Below are 18,286 nucleotides of genomic sequence, written 5' to 3'. Positions count from 1 at the left end.
TTCGGGAAAAGCCAAAATCCGTCAATCTTGACTTTCAACAGTGATCAGTGGTAACCAGAGGCCATGACAACCCCGCAACAAATCACTGCCCGGAAAGTTTGCCACCTGCTCGACCAGGTGGCCCGGACCCTTCAATTTTATACGGATTCCGGCAGGAATGGCATTGATTGCAGCCGGGAGGCCCTTACAATGGCAACACAGTGGGACCGGCCCGGCTGCCTGGCGCCGGACCCGGGCACCGCGGTCCGACAGGGGTGCGACCAGTGCCCTCTTGCATCCGCCGGCCCCAGCCCGGTCCATGGCCGGGGGCCCTCACTGGCCCGGCTCATGGTGGTCAGCGACTCACCCCTGGGGGCCGGGGATCCGTTTTCCGGCAATGAGGGTGAGCTGTTTACCCGCATTCTTTTGGCCATGAAACTGGCTCCGGACCGGGTGTTTGTCACGGCCATGGTCCGTTGCCCCGTGCCTGAAAACGCGAAGCCCGCGCCCCGGGCCCTGGTTGCCTGCCGCGCTTTTCTGGAAGAAGAGATCCGCAAGGTCAAGCCAACCGTGATCTGGGTGATGGGAGAGACCGCGGCCCAGGCCCTTCTTGGCGCGGACGACCCCCTGGACCATCTGCGGGGCCGGTTTCACGACTATCAGAATATTCCTGTCATGCCGACCTGGCATCCCCGGGACATCCTGTCCGACCCCTCCCTCAAACGCCCGGTGTGGGACGATGTCCAGCAAATCATGAAGTTCCTGTAACAAAACAAACCAGATCAAAATCGGGATCGGGATCGGTATCGAAAGGCGACCAACCCTTTTCCCCCGGGAGCGCCGCACCCCAGTGCGGCAATATCCCTTCATGACGCCTTATGCTTTCGTATCTTATCCTGCGCTTTTATCGTTTTAAGAATTTTTTCAACACCGGGCCGGCCCCCCGGCCCCGCGCCCACATGATGCATCCGCACAATACCCTCCGGGTCGATCAGCACATCCCCGCCCCGCTGTCGAATATCAGCATCTGATTTTTTAAGTTTCTGCCCCTTAATAATCGCCTTTGTGTAGGCCAGCCATGTTTTTGGCCCCCAGATATCCAGAAAAGAAGCTTCATCCATCCCATAACTTTTATACAGCCCCCGATTTTCATCAACAATAAGCGGCCATGTCAGGGCGGTCTCTTTTATGTAATTTATGGATGCAAAGTCGGGTTCAAATGTAACCACAACGATTTTCACATTCAGCCTGTCAAAGTCTGCGTCATGCTCACGCAACTGCGTGAGGTGTGCCCGGCAGGGCAGTCAGCCAAGATGGCGGTGAAACACCATCAACAGCCAGTTCCCCTGGTAGTCGTCAAGACGGATGGTATGCCCGTTGATGTCGTCAAGGCTGAAAAAAACGGCAGGCTTTCCTTCAAGATTTTTCATGGTTGCCTTTTTGATTTTTAATAGCTTTGAAAACTTTCAAGACGTCCATTCTCAAAATATAAATATTGATTGTTATAAATCCATTGTTCATGAACTCCCCAACTTCCCACAGTCTTATTAATTTTATTTGGTTTTCCCCAAGAGAGACTGGCCTGTTCATCGGTCATACCAATAAAGATATTACCCGCTTCAATTGCATCCCAGGTTTTTTTAGGCCAATCTGGATAAATTGCATGAGGGTCTTCAAAATACCAATTTTCTTCAAATGGTTGTAGTAAATGATTTGATGAATCATTTATCCTACTGAAACTACCATCCCAATAGCCTTCAACGCCATCTTCTGTTCTAAAAAAGAATCTTAAAGGACTATGCTCACCATAACCCCATTTGACATTAGTGATAGTCAACTTTTCAAATTTATTTATTGTACGTTGACATCGGATATAACCATGTCGATCTGCGCTAGCATCTGTTGGATGTCTTTTATTCCATACCGTTTTCCCAATAAACTTTTTAGCATTATCCATTTCTGAAAGGAAAGCTATATCGTTGAGGGAGTTGCCATATGCAGTAGTATAAAGGATTTTATTTGAATCGTTTAATTTTAATATAAATTTAGTTGGATATCCTTCTTTAGCACCTATTATTTCACCAACTTTTCCAACAAGTTTTTTGTAGGAAGGATGATAAAAGCTGTTCTCTCTATAGGAATAGTTTTGATATCCATATTCTTGAACAGATTCATATCTAGTTAAAAATATTATTTTTTCTCCTATCCATTTATGTTTTTTATTATAACCAGCGGGCAAATTGGGTTGTTGAAAATCTATACCATTAGTTTTTTGAATATGCGTTCCAAGACAACTACAAATAAAACAAATTAAAAAGACTAACAAAACATTTCTTGCCATAGACATAGCCGTTTCCTCTCTCATAATTTTTCAGTATTCCGGCATTATTCCGGGGCATTATTCCGGTGTATTGTGTATTCCGGTGTATTCCGGGGACATGATACTTATATCCGTGGGTGGCACCGGCAATAAGTTGCCCGTGTCACCCGTGTTGGGTAGAGGCCTCCCCTCAATTCAATATAATAATTCAACGAGTCGCTCGCATATCGGAGAAAACATCATTCGATCCGGTGCGCCCCAAACTGATTCACTGGGCACCAGTAAACCTAAAGACATAAGACCGGAAACAATTAAGATTAATGGGGAGTTCTTGGGTATAAACAATACATCAGATTGCGATTCCTCCGGGAAATCTCCGATCTGAACTGATCCATAATCTTTATTTTCTAGCAAGAATTTAGCTTCTGCCGCTGAGATATCGCGAATGACTCTGGATAAAGCGTCTGCTTCAAGAACTGTTACATCATGGAGAAACAGTGCGCGCTCAATGCTGTTTTTTAGATAGTCAATTTTGCGTTGTTCAACCGTTTGGAAAAGCGCTAATACCGATTCGTTAATTATTTTATACTGGGCATCAGTTATTTCTTTAAGTTGAGCCTCATGTGCCCTTAGAATTGCATCTATTTTTCGAATAGCAGTCTCTACGCGCTTTTTGTGCCTACCACTTGCAAGTGCTCCCGTCAGAACAGGTAGAAGCGAGGCGACCGGATTGCCTGAGAAAGCAGATAGAAGAGTTGCCCCAATGTTTGTGAGGAGGTTTTCTGAAATCTTTTCTACTGCATTTTTATTATCCATTTTAATCTCACAGCCTAACGCTTGAGGTCACCATCTGCGCGCCCCAAATTTTCTGCGTCAGAGACTCCGCTGTTCTCGCTGGTAGCGCCGGCAACTTGTTGCCGGCGTGCGGAAGCACAGGAGGAGATTCCTCCCTGGGATGAATTGTGAAGGTAGCTCAACAGGCCCCTTGTCCGTGTCACCCGTGTCAATTTTATGTCGAAAAATTTTATCCTTCGGACGAGCCGCCTTGCATCTGCGGCCAAATCAGCTCGTGAAATATCCGGGTTAGTAAATTCGAAGTTATAATTTTATATTCGAAAGTATATTTTTTCGTTTTTCTGATTCTACGATTTGTCTCTCAAGTTCAGCTCTTTTATGCTGACTTTCTTGCCTTGCCCTTTGCTTCTCCTGTTGTATATAGCCTTGGTTCGCTGCGGCCACGTAATTTTTTGCATGGTCAACTACTTTTTGAATAGTACTTTCATTATCACGTATACCAATTGACGCTGTGTCCCCACGAATATTAAATCGTTCAGGACCATATCCTATAATGAACTGATGGCCTCCTCGAGGATTCTGGAATTCCTGCTCCCACCCAGGTGGTACATTTCGGTTCAATTGTAGTTTTAGGATGCCAGACTCATAATCAAGACCTACGATCTGGATCGGCTCAAATTCTGGAGGCTCAGCGGCACTGACAACTTGTTTCTTTGATTCATCATATTTTTGCAAAGCAACAAAAGCATTTCTCCGGCCAATAAGTTCCATTTTGATTTTTGCAATCGAATCTGGACGATTTGCTGGATTTTGCTGGGTCATCATCTCAACAAGGTCGTCTAAATAAGCATGGTTACCAGATGTGTCAGAGATTTTTTTATAGCCGGCACCCTGCAATATTTCCCCTGTAAACATTTCATTAAGGATCAATCCAAGTGGGAAAATATCGGCTCGATTGTCAATTTTTACACTTCTTGTTCTTTGCTCAGGGGCAGAATATTGAAAATTTGCCATTCGACTGGCTATTCTTGTTTCGACAGCAGTATAGATTTCTTCTTCTTCAAAGTGGGCGATTCCAAAATCTGCAAGTACCAAACGATTTTTACGTTGGTCATAGAGGATGTTTTCTGGTTTTAAGTCTCTGTGCCAAACTCCTGCAAGATGTGCAGCCTCAATGCCATCCAATATTTGTGAAAACAAGGGTAGTATTGCGTCCGTCTTCAGCTTTCCCATTATCGTTCTTAATGTGCCGGAGTACCTCCTCATGACATAGAATGGACATTTTACATCTTTAATGAATATTGCGCCGGTATCGATTAATCTAATGATATTTTGATGATTGTTACGCTGGCAGTACTGCATTTCGTTTTTAAATCGCTTTAGGCGTTCTGTGTTAATACGCTCAGGGGCAAGGCATTTTAGAGCGTATTCTTTCCCAGCACTATTATTGACAATATACACCCGCCCCGCGCCTCCCTCACCAATGACGCCAGAAGAAGTGTAGGTGTCAAAAGGTGTGTCGAAGGTTATTGGTTTTTTGGCCATAGTAGTATCTTCTCGCTAACAAAATTATACTGCCGAAGTGCCTATTACAGTACGTCAGTCCGGCTTCCGATATGGTGATGGGCTGCGGACCTTACAGTATGGCAACCGTCTTAGGGGTGTTATTCAGCCTTCTTGCTTGATATCACCCGTCCAAAAGACCGGCATGAACAGATGCACGTGATTCTGAAAATTTTATGGGCACTGATATTTATCTCCCTCTCCTGCGCGGGTCACTCCGCTTTTTCCACGATGCCGGTACTATAACGACGGAAACGGCCTGATGTCAAGCATATGGGCAGTCTCGCGCATGCATACCGGGTTCATGAAAAAAAGCGCCCATGCCGGTGGCATGAAAGTTTTTTGACGTGCAGGGCCGGTCGTTGTTTTGCCGCACTGGGGTGCGGCGCTCCCGGGTGTGTGCGGTTGTTTTTTTTGTGGGAGCGGCGCAAGGGAATTGCGCAAATTGTGAAGGGGAATACAGGGGGGGAAGGGGGGTACACGAGTCAGATTATGAATGAGGACAACCGAACGCCCCCCGGCTTTTTTAAGGGGCCGGGGCGGCGTTTTATGTTCTGCAGGAAGTGTCCGGGAAGTACATATAATCAGAACTGCTGGATAACCTCATACTGCTCCCCTTTAATGCCCTGCTGTATAACAGTTTTTAATACACTTACCTCGACAGTAATATTCTGCTGACGTCCATCAAAATGGTATGCGATATTTACCTGCAGTTTCTCTTTTTCCTTAGCGTCCAGCACAAAGCGTTTAATAAAGGTGTCGGTAACGATCATCTCCTGTTTGGCCACATTGTCCCATCGGGCGCCCCGGAACGAGGCTTCACAGATTATTTTACCGGGGGCAAAACCGCCTTCATAAAAGATCTTGTCTTTACCGAGCTCAAATTTTTTACGGTTTATCGTAAGCGTCATATCGGTAGGATAATACCCTCCATAACCGGTATCCACTTCCACATTGTAAGCATTCCAAGCGTTTACCACAAAAATATTTTGGTTTTTCTCCTTAAAAGTCCCCCCCTTGCCATCAGCTTTGAAGACAATCTGGGCATTTTTGGATGCCAGAAATTGCTGCTCCAGCCTGTCATCATATAAGGCTTTGAAGTTGTTGTATTTATCAACATCAAAATCAACCAGGGGGTATTCCTCATGATCTGAATAAAAGATGTACCCGTTCTTGGGATCAATAATATTGATCAATACCTTTATGTGCTGCGGTGAAGACTGGATGGCGTGCACCTGGTACTGGAGATCATACATGCCGTTGTAAGCAGGCTGAAGCGTAAAAAGTTGGTTTCTTTTGATATGTTGTTGCAGGCCCGATTCAATATAGGCGGAAAACCAGGGATCCTCATAATTGCTTTTTATTTTTTCCAGTTTCGCGTGAATGAGATTCTTGGCTTCCAGGTTGAGGGACCGGTCATTAAAGGAGTTGTTGGTTAGCTTGACATAAATGTCACGGATGGGATCAATGGGTTGCCGAGCAACCGGCTGGACAGTTTCTTCTTGCACACAACCCGTCAGCAGTATCAAGCTAAAACCAACCAGCACATAACGCATGAATTTTTTTGCCAGAATTTTCATGTTTCTCCTCACTTTCGGTTACACCGAAGTAGACAAAGTCCGAGAACAGGATTACGAGAGTAATGATATTTAAACGCCTTTTTGGTGGTTGACACTGCTTTTTACAATTATCGGCACTATAGCGACAGAAACGGCCTGATGTCAAGTACATGAGTAGATTTTCGTCTGCATGCCGGTTTCATGACAAAAAAAACGTCCATGCCGCACTGGGGTGCGGCGCTCCCGGGAGTGTGCGGTTAAATTTTCTTTGTGGGAGCGGCGCACCGGAATTGCGCAAATTGCGAGGGGGCGCACAGGGGCGGGAGAGGGGAGGCGGGTACGTGCACGAGCACGAGCACGAGCACGAGTATAGCGGAGGGTGGGAAAGGGTTTTGTTTTTTCGGCAAAGACGGGTTAAAAGGTGAATATGTTTAGGGACGGTGTTTGAAGATCCGCATGGATCAGTTGGTCAGTCAGTGTGGTGTCCCGTTTCAGCAGGATGTGCAATGCAGCCATGACTTGAAGCGGGGCAATAAAGGCAGGTGAAAGTGCAGGGGTTCCCAGAACCTGTTCTGCAAAGACAGGTTGGGGGGATGCGTTTTGTTCAGGTGGGAACAGGTGTGCAAACGATGTGTTTTCGGGAAGGACGGTCATGACCCGTCCTTCAAAACCGGCCACGGCGCCGTGAATCATCGGAATGTCCAATGATCGGGCGATATCGGCAAGCGCATGCCGGTCCCGGGCATTGTCTAAGGCATCGATGATGACCTGGGACCCGGTCATCTGTGAGATGTGGTCAGGTGATTTTACAGCCGTGGGGTGTGGGTTCACATCCACGGCCGGATTTATGGCCCGGCATGCTGCGGCAGCGGCAAGGGCTTTATTTTTTCCCAGGGTCTCTGTGGTGCAGAATGTCTGCCGGTTCATATTGGTCTCATCAAAATCGTCGGGATCAAATACCCTGATTTCTCCGATACCAAGACGTGCAAGAAGGGTGATGACATGGCCTCCCAGGCCTCCGGCGCCGGCCACGGATACACAGGAGCGGGCCAGGGTGATCTGTTCATTGGGGTTGATGGACGGTGCGTTGCGGAGGTAACGCAAGGGGGTGACGCCCTGTACCATGCATGTGATGGTCACCTCCCGCATGGAAAGGCCATGGGATATTGATATTTCCAGGAGATCCGATTCCCGGATGCATGTGACACGGCAGCCCCTGTGATCTTCTTTTTGAAACGATTTATTCTCGATAAGTGTTTTGACAGGTGTCATTATCCGCCTCCGACCGGTGGAAAGAGGCCGATCCGGTCCCCCTCTTTAACAGCCGCATCCAGGCCTGCGTGCTTCCCGTTTAAAAATACCAGCTTGATCTCGTCTTGTGGAACGGCCAGAGCCTCAACCAGATCGGCCACCGTGGTCGGGGGCTTACATTCCATCATGCCTTCGGGTGAAATCAAAGGGGTCTTCCCGTAGGGTGCAAGAGAGGCGAAAAGCCTGATTTCAATCTTCATGGTCTCCCTTTGTCACGATTCCCAAAAGCAGTCTGTAAGGGCCGGGGGTCCCGGGAGGGAAAGCGCCGATCCTGTCCCCGTCACTAAGCGGCGTCTCTTTAGGGGCGATTTTTCCGTTGACGAACACCCCTTCAATCTCATCTGGATGAATCTCCATGATTTCGAGAATGTCGGAGATCCGTTGGCCTTCCTGAAAAGGAATGGTCACATTGCTGTAGGGGATGTTTTTTTCTCTCAGTTTTTTTTGAAGAAATGAAAACGCGTTGAAAAGAATCGCACCCATGATAAATCCTGACATTAAACATGATGGGCACGGCATTGTCTTTACCATCCTACCGCCCGACATGCAGAAGCCGTAGAATGGGCTAAGCTTGCGTGCCCATCATCATGAATGTGTTGTTGTCATCAACGACTTTTTTGCCCGTATATCTCACCCTTCGGGCTAGCCCGTATTTTTCATGAAATGTCCGGGCTAGAAGGTCTTGGCCTCCTGAAGTTCCGCATCCGTGAAATCCCAGGTGGTGTTGTGCGGCGGAAAGGTCTCCTTGAACATATCCGGAAGGCGGTCGTCTTTTTGGGTGAATCCGGCCAGCCGGTTGAATTCATGCTCATCTTTTAAAATAGAAATGCCTAATGCCACAACATCGTCGGTGGTCAGCGACAGACCGGACTGGGCGTTGAGCATATCCACGATCAGTTGCAGGCCTGTGGCATCATCCAGAACGGGGAAGGCCACAAATAGACAGAGACCTGCCGCATCAATGGCTGCCGTGGCAACCTGAAGATCTTTGGATATGCCCACATTGAATTCTTTTTTCAAGGGGTCGATGGTCCCGCCCACGTGAAGAATGTTCTGGCAGACCCCGTAACCGGCTGTATGGTCCGCTCCCATGGGTGATGTGGCATAAGTGACACCCACGGCTTTCACGGCTCTGGGGTCGTAGGCGGGGAGGGCCTGGCGTTTAACCACAGGAATCCTGTCAACACCCAGGGCCTGGCCTGTGAATGCCGCTCCGTTTCCAATGATTTTGCCCATCGGTTCACCGGTACCAACCTTTTTCAAAAGTTCGATGGCGGCCTTGCCGTCACCCCAGGGGATCAGTCCCCCTTCCATGGCAATACCCATGGTGACACCGGTTTCAATGGTATCGAGACCGAAATCGTCACACAGCCTGTCCAGCATGGCGATGTCGTCCAGGTCCTTGATCAGGCAGTGGGCGCCAAAGGCCCAGATGGTTTCGTATTCAAAGCCGGATGTTAGAAAGTTGCCGTCTTTGTCATGATAGCATTGTGAGCATTTGATCACGCAACCCGGATGGCAGCCCTCGGACACGATACCCCCTCGTTTTTCGATGTTTGCGGACAGGGTTTCACCGCTGATGTCCTGGGCATGATCAAAACGGCCGCTACGGAAGTTCTTGGTGGGAAGCGCCCCGGCTTCATTGATGATATTGACCAGAACGGCGGTGCCGTATGCTGGAAGCCCGTTACCGGACACCGGGTGGCCCGTCAAAAGTTCCCCCCATTTTTTGTTGGCGGTTTTAAAGGCTTCCGGATCGTGGAGGGACGGACGGTCCGTGTCCGTGTCATTTACCACAATGGCTTTAATTTTCTTTGATCCCATGACCGCCCCCAGACCGCCGCGTCCTGCGGCACGACCGGCATGGCCTTTGGGATCGGCGAATTGAATGGATGCACTGGTCAACCGTTGTTCACCGGCCGGGCCGATGCTGGCCACACCCACGTGTTTTCCGAAACGTTCCCAGAGTCTGGGCATCATGTCTCCGTTGAGCACCCCGAGGTATTCATTCGCCGGAAGAAATTCCACGGAATCCTTGGTGATCACAATGATGGAGTAGGCATCATCATCCGGCTTGTCTTCAAGGATAATAGCCTGAATACCCAGACGGGCCAGTTTTTGCGACATAATACCACCTGTGTTGCTTTCCTTGATCCCACCGGTGAGAGGTGATTTGGCCCCCACGGACATTCGGCCGGAATTGGCTGCAGGCGTACCGGTGAGCATGCCCGGTGCAAAGATCAGCTTGTTATCACGGCTTAAAGGATGGCAGGTGCCCGGAACTTCGCGAAGGACTATTTTCGATGTAAGGGCGCGTCCCCCGAGATTTTTGTATTCATCCGAAGGGGTTTCAAACGTCGCGGTCTTATTTTTAGTGTTAATCCTTAATATTTTTGCCATGATCTTCTCCTGATGTTTGGGGGGGTATAAATATGTAAATACCGAACACCTATACGCCGTTTGGCGGATTCGGGTTCAGTTGGATTGAGGAGAAGAATTTGATCGGTGTCGGAGTTTTTGGCTGCATTAGCCGAATGGGGGAAATGAAAAATCATAACGCGAACAATCAGCACGACACGAACGATCAAAATTCTAAATTAGTTTAAATCTTATGGAGGGCATAGTCAATATATTACCCCCTTATATTTCATGAAATTTTTCGACACAGATGAATATTTGGATAAAGAACAAATTGCTGTGATAAAACTCATGCGTTTTGAAAATACAGACTCTCATGAACGGCGAGATGCATTTTACGCCAATTTTATACCGAAAAATTTTATGAAATATACGGGCTATAGTGACGGCAAAGGTTTGATGTCAAATAGGATGGTAACCGTCCTATTTTGTGCCGGGGTGTCGATTTCGATCCCGATCCCGACTCCGATGGCCATGTGTGAGCGGCAAGCATGATCACGAGCACGGGTGAGGCGAAGGGTGGCAAAGGGCTTTGTTTTTCCGTAAAGACAGGTTATAACGGATAAAATTTATAGCGGGGCCGAACCGATGGTCTGGCCCGGATGGGAGTGGCGATATGGCGTTTGAATTGACCAAAGAGCAGTTGATGATTCAGAAAATGGCCCGGGAGTTTGCCGCAAAAGAGCTGGCGCCCCTGGCGGCCGAGCGGGACCGGACCCATGAATATCCGGCGGACAGTTTAAAGAAGATGGGGGACCTGGGGTTTCTGGGCATGCTGGTGTCTGAAAAATACGGGGGCGAAAACGCCGGCACCGTGGCCTATTCCCTGGCCCTGTCCGAGATTGCCTGTGCCTGCGCCTCCACCGCGGTGATCATGTCGGTGCACAACTCCATCTGCTGCGGCAGCATTGAAAAATACGGTACCGAAGAACAAAAAGAAGAATTTTTGCGGCCCATGGCCGCCGGAGCGTTTATCGGCGCGTTTGCCCTGACCGAACCCGAGGCCGGGTCTGATCCCCAGGCCATGACCTGCACGGCGGTGAGGGATGGGGATCATTATATTATCAACGGCACCAAGCGGTTTATCACCAGCGGGAAAAACGGCGGGGTGGTGATTCTGCTGGCCCGGACCGCTGAAAAAGGGAGCCGGGGTATCAGCGCCTTTCTGGTGACCCATGATTTTGCCGGGTTTTCCGTGGGAAGAATCGAAGACAAGATGGGCCAGTGCGCGTCGGACACGGTGGACCTGCTGTTTAACGACTGCCGGGTGCCGGCATCGCGCATGCTGGGCTCAGAAGGGGAGGGGTTTAAAATCGCCATGTCCGGCCTGGATGCCGGCCGCATCGGCATTGCCTCCCTGTCCCTGGGTATTGCTCAGGCGGCCCTGGACGAGTCCATCAGATACAGCAGAAACAGAAAGCAGTTCGGGCAGAACCTGTCCGGTTTTCAGGGGCTTCGCTGGATGATCGCGGACATGGCCATGGATGTGGAGGCGGCCCGACTGCTGGTACTTAATGCCGCCGCCGTCAAGGAGCACGGGGAGAACTGCACGGCAGCGGCCTCCATGGCCAAGTGTTATGCCTCGGAGATGGCCCAGCGGGTCACCGGCCAGGCCATTCAGATTCACGGCGGCTACGGCTATATCAAGGAGTATCCGGTGGAGCGGTTTTACCGGGACGCCCGAATCACCACCATTTATGAAGGCACCAACCAGATTCAGAGAATCGTGATCGCCAATGAGCTGCTGGGCAGGCAGTAGGCGGGGAGCAAGGTCAAGAACAGGCTTGTAAAAGCGGCAATTATCAAACAGTGAAGCCGTCAGGGAGGAAAATATGTTTAACCGTACCATTTCCTGGTTGTTTATCGCGTTTATCGGTGTTACCTGCGCCATTCTCTATTTTGTGGCCCTGGCCATCTGGCTGGTGACCGTGCTGTTTGACCGGCGGCTGGTGATCCTGCACTGGTTCACCTGCCTGTGGGGGTCGCTTTACATCTGGGTGATGCCGGCCTGGTCGGTGACGGTTTCCGGGCGCGAAAAAATTCCGCGCAAGGGAAGCCGGGTGATTGTGTCCAACCACCAGTCCCAGCTGGACATTCTGGTCTGCTTTACCCTGTTCTTCCATTATAAGTGGGTGTCCAAAATCGAGATGTTTAAAGTGCCGTTTATCGGCTGGAACATGACCTTAAACCGTTACATCCGGCTTCGGCGCGGGGACAAGGAGAGCATTCTGCAAATGCTGGCGGACGCGGAAAAAGCCTTGAACCAGGGAAGTTCCGTGTTTTTCTTTCCCGAAGGCACCCGCTCCTGGGACGGGCAGGTGAAAGCCTTCAAGCCCGGGGCGTTTCACCTGGCCAAAAAGCTGAAAAAACCCATTCTGCCCATCGCCATCAACGGCACCACTCACGCGCTGCCCAAAAAAAGCATGAACTTTCACGGCTGGCATAAAATTCAGGTCACTATTCTGGATGAGATTCCCTATGCCGAATTTGCCGACCTTTCTGATGAACAGACCGCTGAAATGGTGCGCGCCCGGATTATTCCGCACGTGAAGGAACACAAGGTGTGAAACTGGGGGCCGCATTCAGGGGTAGGGAAAGAGGGTCGAGCACGAGTACGATTGTAGAAGAGGGTGTACAAAACCGGGTTTTGGTCTTATTGTTTGAAAATGTTCGGCGCGGCTGTTGACATGGGCTTTAATTTCTGTTGAAATAATACATTTTTTAGTATCATAACAGCATCTTTTCATATGCGCACCAAGGAGGATGACAGTATGACGGAAGAAGAAAAAGCAATGGAAGCAACCGGGGCAGAAGAAAAGGCCCCTGAAGCCCCGGCCCAGGAGAGCGGCGAGGAAAAGCCCCTTGAGAAGATGACCGCCACCGAGCTGCGGGAAGTGGCCAAAACCATTCCCGAGATCACCGGGGCCCACGGCATGAAAAAGGATGAGCTGCTGGCCGTCATTCGCGAAGCCAGGGGCATCGTGGTGGAAGAGGTGAAAAAAGACCTGACCGCCCTCCAACAGCTCAAGGGCAGCATTCGCGAATTGAAAAAAGAGCGGGCCGCGGCCCTGGGCGCTGATGATGCCGCCAAGGCTACCCGGCTGCGGCGCCGTATCAGCAAGCTGAAAAAGAAGACCCGGCGGGCGATAAAGGCTGCGTAGCGGCGACAGCCGGGGAAAGGAAGTGTGACGGTTGTCCAAGGACCACGGGGCATACCCGGCAAAGCCGCTGGCCGACGCGTTTGTTGAATCCCTGGCATCGGAAAAAGGCTATTCGCCCAACACGTGCCGGGCCTACAGCGCCGACCTGAAGGAGTTTCTGGCGTTTCTGTCCCCCCCGGACGACACAGAGCACCCGGTGTGTCTGGACGACATCTCGGTGATCGCCATCCGCGGCTACCTGGCGTTTCTCCACAAGAAAAAGATGGATAAAAGCACGGTTTCCCGCAAGCTCTCCGTGCTGCGCTCCTTTTTTCGATACCTGGAAAAACGGGGCATAATGACGGGAAACCCGGCCAGGGCCGTGTTGTCGCCCAAAATCGGGCGAAAGATTCCGGCCTTTCTCTCCGTGGACGACATGTTCCGGCTGCTGGACGCCAGCACCGGAGACACGCTGCTGGACCTGCGCAACCGGGCGATTTTCGAGACCATCTATTCAACGGGGATACGGGTGTCTGAAGCGGCGGGTCTGGACGCGGCCCACGTGGAAACAGACGAAAGGGTGTTCCGGGTTTACGGCAAGGGCGCAAAGGAGCGGGTGGTGCCGGTGGGCAAAAAAGCCCTGGCCTCGATTGCCGCTTACCGCACCCGGCTGTTTGAAGAGACCGGCATCGGCGTAGAGGAAGGCCCCCTGTTTTTGAACAAAAACCGGGGGCGGCTGACCACCCGTTCCATGGACCGGATTTTAAAACAGACGGCCCTTCGGTGCGGGTTGACGGTTTCCCTGTCGCCGCACGCGTTGCGCCACTCCTTTGCCACGCACATGCTGGACGCCGGCGCCGACCTGAGAACCGTCCAGGAGATTCTGGGCCACAAGAGCCTGTCCACCACACAGAAATACACCCATGTGTCCATGGATAAACTGATGGAGGTTTATGATCATGCCCACCCACGCAAATAGCCCTGCCGGGACCATGCGCAGCACCACGATCCTGGCGGTGCGCCACAGGGGCGTCACCGTGGTGGCCGGCGACGGCCAGGTCACCATGGAAGCCACCGTGATCAAGCACGGCGCCAAAAAGGTGCGGCGGATATACAATGACCGGATCGTGGTGGGCATTGCCGGGGCCACGGCCGATGCCATGGCCCTGTCCGAGCGGCTGGAGTCCAAGCTGGAGCGGTACAACGGCAGCCTGACCCGGGCCGCGGTGGAACTGGCCCGGGAGTGGCGCACCGACAAGTATTTAAAGCGGCTGGAGGCCCTGATGATCGCCGCGGACCAGGAGGTGATGTACCTGATCTCCGGCACCGGCGATGTGATCGAACCCGACGCCCCGGTGCTGGCCATCGGTTCCGGCAGCGTGGCGGCCCGGGCCGCGGCCCTGGCCCTGGTTGAGCATTCGGACCTGGACGCGGCCGGCATCGCAAAAGCGGCCATGGCCATTGCCGCCGCCATTTGCGTTTATACCAACGACCAAATTACGGTGGAAGAGCTGTAGGCGGCAGGACGGCTTTCACCGTGGCAGGATTTATATGAGTGATCTGACACCAGCGGAAATTGTAATCGAACTGGACAAGTATATCGTGGGCCAGGCCAAGGCCAAGCGGTCCGTGGCCATTGCCCTGAGAAACCGGTGGCGGCGGCGACAGGTGCCGGAGGCCATGCGCGAGGAGATCGCGCCCAAGAACATCATCCTGATCGGGCCCACCGGCGTGGGCAAGACCGAGATCGCCCGCCGCCTGGCCCGGCTGACCGACTCGCCCTTTTTAAAGATTGAGGCATCCAAGTTCACCGAGGTTGGGTATGTGGGCCGGGACGTGGAGTCCATGGTCCGGGACCTGGTGGAACTGACCGTTACCCACCTGAAGGTGTCGGAACGGGAGGCGGTGCGGGAAAAGGCGGTCCGCCTGGCAGAAGAGCGGATTCTGGATGTGCTTTTGCCCCGGCCGGAAGGGCCCCAGCGGGCCGATGGGGATGAACCCCTGGGCTCTCATATTGAAATTGTTTCCGATGACGACGGCCGGGTATCGACCCGGGAGAAGCTGCGCACCATGCTGCGGGCCGGCAAGCTCAAGGACCGGTACGTGGACCTGGAACTGGCCGACCGGAGCATGCCCATGGTGGAGATTTTTTCCAACTCCGGCCTGGAGGAGATGGGGGTCAACTTCAAGGACATGTTTGCCGGCCTGCTGCCGAAGAACAAGAAGCGGCGCAAGGTCAAGGTGCCCGAGGCCCTGGAGATGCTCACCGACGAGGAGGCCCAGAACCTGGTGGACATGGACCGGGTGGTGCGCATGGCCGTGGAAAAGGTGGAGCAGTCGGGTATCATCTTTTTGGACGAGATCGACAAGATCGTGGCCACGAGCAAGGGCTCCGGCCCGGACGTGTCCAGGGAAGGGGTGCAGCGGGATCTTCTGCCCATCGTGGAGGGCAGCACGGTGATGACCAAGCACGGCGCGGTAAAGACCGACCATATTCTGTTTATCGCGTCCGGGGCCTTTCACATGTGCAAACCCTCGGACCTGATTCCCGAGCTCCAGGGCCGGTTTCCCATTCGGGTGGAGCTGGACGCCCTGGGAAAAGAGGAGTTTTTCCGCATTCTCATCGAGCCGGAAAACGCCCTGCTGCTGCAATACATCGAGCTGCTGCGCACGGAAGGGGTGGATGTGGCCTTTGCCGATGAGGCGGTGCGGGAGATCGCGGCCATGGCCGAGGAGGTGAACGCCGGCACCGAGAACATCGGGGCCCGGCGGCTGCACACCCTGATGGAGTACCTGCTGGAAGACCTGCTGTTTGACGCGCCGGATCGGGCCGGCACAAAGGTGGCCATTGACCGGGCCTATGTGACCGACCGGCTGAAGACCATTCGGGGCAACGAGGACCTGAGCCGGTTTATTTTGTAAGAAGCCGGAGCGTCATTCGAATTGAAAGCAGCCTTTTAAAAGCACAAAAGCGAGGTGGTAATGGACCCCCATGTGGCTGATATCCTGATTGAGTCACTGCCCTATATCCGACGGTTTGCCGGCATGACCATCGTGATCAAGTACGGCGGACATGCCATGGTGGACGAACAACTGAAAAACGACTTTGCCCGGGACATCACCCTGCTCAAGTTCATCGGCATTCATCCGGTGGTGGTCCACGGCGGCGGCCCCCAGATCAACCGCGTGCTGGAGCAGATGGGCATCAAGACCAGTTTTGTCCGGGGCATGCGGTTTACCGACGCCGCCACCATGGACGTGGTGGAGATGGTGCTGGGCGGCAAGGTGAACAAGGATATCGTGGCCCAGATCAACCGCCACGGCGGCAGGGCCATCGGCCTGAGCGGCAAGGACGGGGGCCTGATTTCGGCCAGAAAACTCACCATTCTGGGCGATAAAAAGGGAGACGCCCCGCCGGAGATCATTGATCCCGGCCTGGTGGGCGACGTGACCCGCATCGACCCGGATATTATTACCACCCTGGCCTCCCAGGGCTTTATTCCGGTGATCGCCCCGGTGGGTGTGGGAGAAAATGGTGAGACTTACAATATCAACGCGGACCTGGTGGCCTCAAAGGTGGCGTCGGCCCTGGGCGCGACCCGCCTGATTCTGCTCACCGATGTGGACGGCGTGCTGGACAGCGGCGGAAACCTGATCTCTTCCATTGACGCCGGGGCCATCGGGGAGATGATCGGAAACGGCACCGTGTCCGGCGGCATGATTCCCAAGATCGAGTATGCCCTGGATGCCATTTACAACGGTATTGAAAAGGTGCAGATCATCAACGGCAAGCGCCGCCATTCGGTGCTGCTGGAGCTGTTTACCGACAAAGGGATCGGTACCGAGGTGGTGGCGTAATACCCGGAGAACGCAACAGGCGACACAATCGTCTTTGCGAGCCGAAGGCGAAGCAATCTTTTTCCGATGCAAGGGGATTGCTTCGGCGCTTCACGCCTCGCAATGACGGCGAAAATGAATTTTTCACGGAGTGTTAAATGATGAGTACCAATATAAAGGAACAGGCGGACACGGTGTTTGCCAACACTTACAAGCGCTTGCCTCTGGTGATTGAGCGGGGAGAAGGATGTACCCTGTGGGACGCCGATGGCAAGGCCTATACCGATTTTTTTGCCGGCATCGCGGTGTGCGGCCTGGGCCATGCCCATCCGGCTGTTGCCGAGGCGCTTTATAAACAGGCGGGCACGTTGTGCCACGTCTCCAACCTGTTTTACACCACGCCCCAGACCGAGCTGGCCGCTCTGCTGGTGGAAAAGAGTTTTGCCGACCGGGTCTTTTTCTGCAACAGCGGGGCCGAGGCCAACGAAGCGGCCATCAAGCTGGCAAGAAAGCATTTTCACGACCGGGGCGAACATGACCGGTACACCATTGTGACCATGGAAAAGTCGTTTCACGGCCGGACCATGGGGGCCCTTTCCGCCACCGGCCAGGCAAAGATTCAAAAAGGGTTTGAGCCTCTGCTGTCCGGGTTTGTCACCGTGCCCTTCAACGATATCGACGCGTTGAAAAAGCAGATGTCGCCGCGGATCTGCGCCGTGATGATGGAGCCCATCCAGGGCGAGGGCGGGGTGGTCTGCCCGTCGCCCGGTTATCTTGAGGCGGTGCGCAAACTGTGCGACGAATCCGGGGCACTGCTGATCTTTGACGAGGTGCAGACCGGCATGGGCCGGACCGGCAAGCTGTTTGCCCACGAGCACTTCGGCATCACCCCGGACATCATGACCCTGGCCAAGGCCCTGGGCAACGGCCTGCCCATCGGCGCCATGCTGGCCACCGAGGCCGCTGCCTCGGCCTTTGTGCCGGGAGCTCACGCCACCACCTTCGGCGGCACGCCGGTAATCTGCGCGGCGGCCCTGGCCGTGCTGCGCACCATGGACCAGGAGAAGATCGTGGCCCGTTGCGAAACCATGGGCACTTACTTTAAGGAGAAGCTCTCCGCCCTTGTGTCAAAACATGGTTGCGTGACCGGTGTGCGGGGCATGGGCCTGCTGCTGGGCATGGAACTGACCGGCGAGGGCGGCCCTGTGGTTTCCGCCTGCATGGAAAAGGGCTTTCTGATCAACTGCATTCAGGACAGGGTGCTGCGGTTTGCCCCGCCCCTGATTGTAACAAAACAGGAGATCGACCAACTGATCGCGTGCCTGGACGAGGTGCTGGGCGATCTGTCCTGAAAAACGAAACTT

General features: G+C 52.9%; 18 protein-coding genes. 9 read left to right on the top strand and 9 right to left on the bottom strand.

All coding sequences use genetic code 11. From position 1 onward, the window contains the following. The first annotated feature begins 63 nt into the window (after positions 1 to 63). The gene (locus DOLE_RS12880) at positions 64 to 747 is read left to right on the top strand and encodes a uracil-DNA glycosylase (protein WP_012175925.1); all 684 of its coding nucleotides are present in this window, start codon (positions 64 to 66) and stop codon (positions 745 to 747) included. A 98-nt stretch (positions 748 to 845) separates the two neighbouring features. Here DOLE_RS12880 and DOLE_RS12875 read toward each other — a convergent pair whose 3' ends face one another. The 9 genes from DOLE_RS12875 to DOLE_RS12840 form a co-directional block, all read right to left on the bottom strand. After that, a complete protein-coding gene (locus DOLE_RS12875) occupies positions 846 to 1,409 on the bottom strand; it encodes a peroxiredoxin family protein (protein ID WP_241392850.1) in 564 nt (187 codons plus the stop codon). Between the two features lie 17 nt (positions 1,410 to 1,426). Next, positions 1,427 to 2,326, bottom strand: coding sequence for a hypothetical protein (locus DOLE_RS18245; protein ID WP_153304425.1), 900 nt, complete (start codon positions 2,324 to 2,326; stop codon positions 1,427 to 1,429). A gap of 168 nt (positions 2,327 to 2,494) precedes the next feature. Beyond that, positions 2,495 to 3,115, bottom strand: a complete 621-nt coding sequence (locus DOLE_RS12870; RefSeq protein WP_041280562.1) for a hypothetical protein — start codon at positions 3,113 to 3,115, stop codon at positions 2,495 to 2,497. Between the two features lie 282 nt (positions 3,116 to 3,397). Further along, positions 3,398 to 4,639, bottom strand: coding sequence for a serine/threonine protein kinase (locus DOLE_RS12865; RefSeq protein ID WP_012175922.1), 1,242 nt, complete (start codon positions 4,637 to 4,639; stop codon positions 3,398 to 3,400). 602 nt (positions 4,640 to 5,241) lie between these two features. Then, positions 5,242 to 6,237: a hypothetical protein gene (locus tag DOLE_RS12860; RefSeq protein WP_012175921.1), complete on the bottom strand. Its 996-nt coding sequence runs from the start codon at positions 6,235 to 6,237 to the stop codon at positions 5,242 to 5,244. Positions 6,238 to 6,630: 393 nt separating this feature from the next. After that, positions 6,631 to 7,488, bottom strand: coding sequence for a HesA/MoeB/ThiF family protein (locus DOLE_RS12855; protein WP_012175920.1), 858 nt, complete (start codon positions 7,486 to 7,488; stop codon positions 6,631 to 6,633). Next, on the bottom strand, positions 7,488 to 7,727 hold the full coding sequence (locus tag DOLE_RS12850) for a MoaD/ThiS family protein (RefSeq protein WP_012175919.1): 240 nt from the start codon (positions 7,725 to 7,727) through the stop codon (positions 7,488 to 7,490). The genes DOLE_RS12855 and DOLE_RS12850 overlap by 1 nt, the downstream gene beginning before the upstream one ends. Next, on the bottom strand, positions 7,717 to 8,010 hold the full coding sequence (locus DOLE_RS12845) for a MoaD/ThiS family protein (protein WP_041280561.1): 294 nt from the start codon (positions 8,008 to 8,010) through the stop codon (positions 7,717 to 7,719). The genes DOLE_RS12850 and DOLE_RS12845 overlap by 11 nt, the downstream gene beginning before the upstream one ends. Positions 8,011 to 8,199: 189 nt before the next feature. Beyond that, on the bottom strand, positions 8,200 to 9,927 hold the full coding sequence (locus DOLE_RS12840; protein WP_012175917.1) for an aldehyde ferredoxin oxidoreductase family protein: 1,728 nt from the start codon (positions 9,925 to 9,927) through the stop codon (positions 8,200 to 8,202). Positions 9,928 to 10,561: 634 nt separating this feature from the next. Between DOLE_RS12840 and DOLE_RS12830 the strand changes: the two genes are divergently transcribed. The 8 genes from DOLE_RS12830 (at position 10,562) to DOLE_RS12795 (ending at position 18,274) form a co-directional block, all read left to right on the top strand. After that, the gene (locus DOLE_RS12830; RefSeq protein WP_012175916.1) at positions 10,562 to 11,704 is read left to right on the top strand and encodes an acyl-CoA dehydrogenase family protein; all 1,143 of its coding nucleotides are present in this window, start codon (positions 10,562 to 10,564) and stop codon (positions 11,702 to 11,704) included. A 73-nt stretch (positions 11,705 to 11,777) separates the two neighbouring features. Next, positions 11,778 to 12,512, top strand: a complete 735-nt coding sequence (locus DOLE_RS12825) for a lysophospholipid acyltransferase family protein (RefSeq protein ID WP_012175915.1) — start codon at positions 11,778 to 11,780, stop codon at positions 12,510 to 12,512. 204 nt (positions 12,513 to 12,716) lie between these two features. After that, positions 12,717 to 13,106 carry a Rho termination factor N-terminal domain-containing protein gene (locus DOLE_RS12820; RefSeq protein WP_012175914.1) on the top strand — a complete coding sequence of 130 codons (390 nt, stop codon included), beginning with the start codon at positions 12,717 to 12,719 and terminating at the stop codon, positions 13,104 to 13,106. Between the two features lie 31 nt (positions 13,107 to 13,137). After that, positions 13,138 to 14,064 (top strand): site-specific tyrosine recombinase/integron integrase, encoded by a 927-nt coding sequence (gene xerA, locus DOLE_RS12815; protein ID WP_012175913.1) that lies wholly within the window; start codon positions 13,138 to 13,140, stop codon positions 14,062 to 14,064. Next, positions 14,045 to 14,602, top strand: a complete 558-nt coding sequence (hslV, locus tag DOLE_RS12810) for an ATP-dependent protease subunit HslV (protein ID WP_012175912.1) — start codon at positions 14,045 to 14,047, stop codon at positions 14,600 to 14,602. The genes xerA and hslV overlap by 20 nt, the downstream gene beginning before the upstream one ends. A 34-nt stretch (positions 14,603 to 14,636) precedes the next feature. Beyond that, a complete protein-coding gene (gene hslU / locus DOLE_RS12805) occupies positions 14,637 to 16,007 on the top strand; it encodes an ATP-dependent protease ATPase subunit HslU (protein ID WP_012175911.1) in 1,371 nt (456 codons plus the stop codon). A gap of 60 nt (positions 16,008 to 16,067) precedes the next feature. Further along, on the top strand, positions 16,068 to 16,943 hold the full coding sequence (argB, locus tag DOLE_RS12800) for an acetylglutamate kinase (protein ID WP_012175910.1): 876 nt from the start codon (positions 16,068 to 16,070) through the stop codon (positions 16,941 to 16,943). A 137-nt stretch (positions 16,944 to 17,080) separates the two neighbouring features. Continuing rightward, positions 17,081 to 18,274 (top strand): acetylornithine transaminase, encoded by a 1,194-nt coding sequence (locus tag DOLE_RS12795; protein WP_012175909.1) that lies wholly within the window; start codon positions 17,081 to 17,083, stop codon positions 18,272 to 18,274. Positions 18,275 to 18,286 lie beyond the last annotated feature (12 nt).

Origin of the sequence: Desulfosudis oleivorans Hxd3 (assembly GCF_000018405.1) — a bacterium.
In the GTDB taxonomy this organism is placed as follows: domain Bacteria; phylum Desulfobacterota; class Desulfobacteria; order Desulfobacterales; family Desulfosudaceae; genus Desulfosudis; species Desulfosudis oleivorans.
Note: the sequence above shows the minus strand (reverse complement) of the source record. Positions and strands in the feature narration are given on the sequence as shown.

Bases quoted from the DNA above. Each gene is read 5' to 3' on its own strand.
- DOLE_RS12845 (WP_041280561.1), bottom strand. From the start codon at position 8,010: ATGGGTGCGATTCTTTTCAACGCGTTTTCATTTCTTCAAAAAAAACTG.
- DOLE_RS12825 (WP_012175915.1), top strand. From the start codon at position 11,778: ATGTTTAACCGTACCATTTCCTGGTTGTTTATCGCGTTTATCGGTGTT.
- DOLE_RS12840 (WP_012175917.1), bottom strand. From the start codon at position 9,927: ATGGCAAAAATATTAAGGATTAACACTAAAAATAAGACCGCGACGTTT.
- DOLE_RS12855 (WP_012175920.1), bottom strand. From the start codon at position 7,488: ATGACACCTGTCAAAACACTTATCGAGAATAAATCGTTTCAAAAAGAA.
- DOLE_RS12860 (WP_012175921.1), bottom strand. From the start codon at position 6,237: ATGAAAATTCTGGCAAAAAAATTCATGCGTTATGTGCTGGTTGGTTTT.
- DOLE_RS12830 (WP_012175916.1), top strand. From the start codon at position 10,562: ATGGCGTTTGAATTGACCAAAGAGCAGTTGATGATTCAGAAAATGGCC.
- DOLE_RS12870 (WP_041280562.1), bottom strand. From the start codon at position 3,115: ATGGATAATAAAAATGCAGTAGAAAAGATTTCAGAAAACCTCCTCACA.
- DOLE_RS18245 (WP_153304425.1), bottom strand. From the start codon at position 2,326: ATGTCTATGGCAAGAAATGTTTTGTTAGTCTTTTTAATTTGTTTTATT.
- DOLE_RS12850 (WP_012175919.1), bottom strand. From the start codon at position 7,727: ATGAAGATTGAAATCAGGCTTTTCGCCTCTCTTGCACCCTACGGGAAG.
- DOLE_RS12880 (WP_012175925.1), top strand. From the start codon at position 64: ATGACAACCCCGCAACAAATCACTGCCCGGAAAGTTTGCCACCTGCTC.
- hslU (WP_012175911.1), top strand. From the start codon at position 14,637: ATGAGTGATCTGACACCAGCGGAAATTGTAATCGAACTGGACAAGTAT.
- hslV (WP_012175912.1), top strand. From the start codon at position 14,045: ATGCCCACCCACGCAAATAGCCCTGCCGGGACCATGCGCAGCACCACG.
- argB (WP_012175910.1), top strand. From the start codon at position 16,068: ATGGACCCCCATGTGGCTGATATCCTGATTGAGTCACTGCCCTATATC.
- DOLE_RS12795 (WP_012175909.1), top strand. From the start codon at position 17,081: ATGATGAGTACCAATATAAAGGAACAGGCGGACACGGTGTTTGCCAAC.
- DOLE_RS12820 (WP_012175914.1), top strand. From the start codon at position 12,717: ATGACGGAAGAAGAAAAAGCAATGGAAGCAACCGGGGCAGAAGAAAAG.
- DOLE_RS12865 (WP_012175922.1), bottom strand. From the start codon at position 4,639: ATGGCCAAAAAACCAATAACCTTCGACACACCTTTTGACACCTACACT.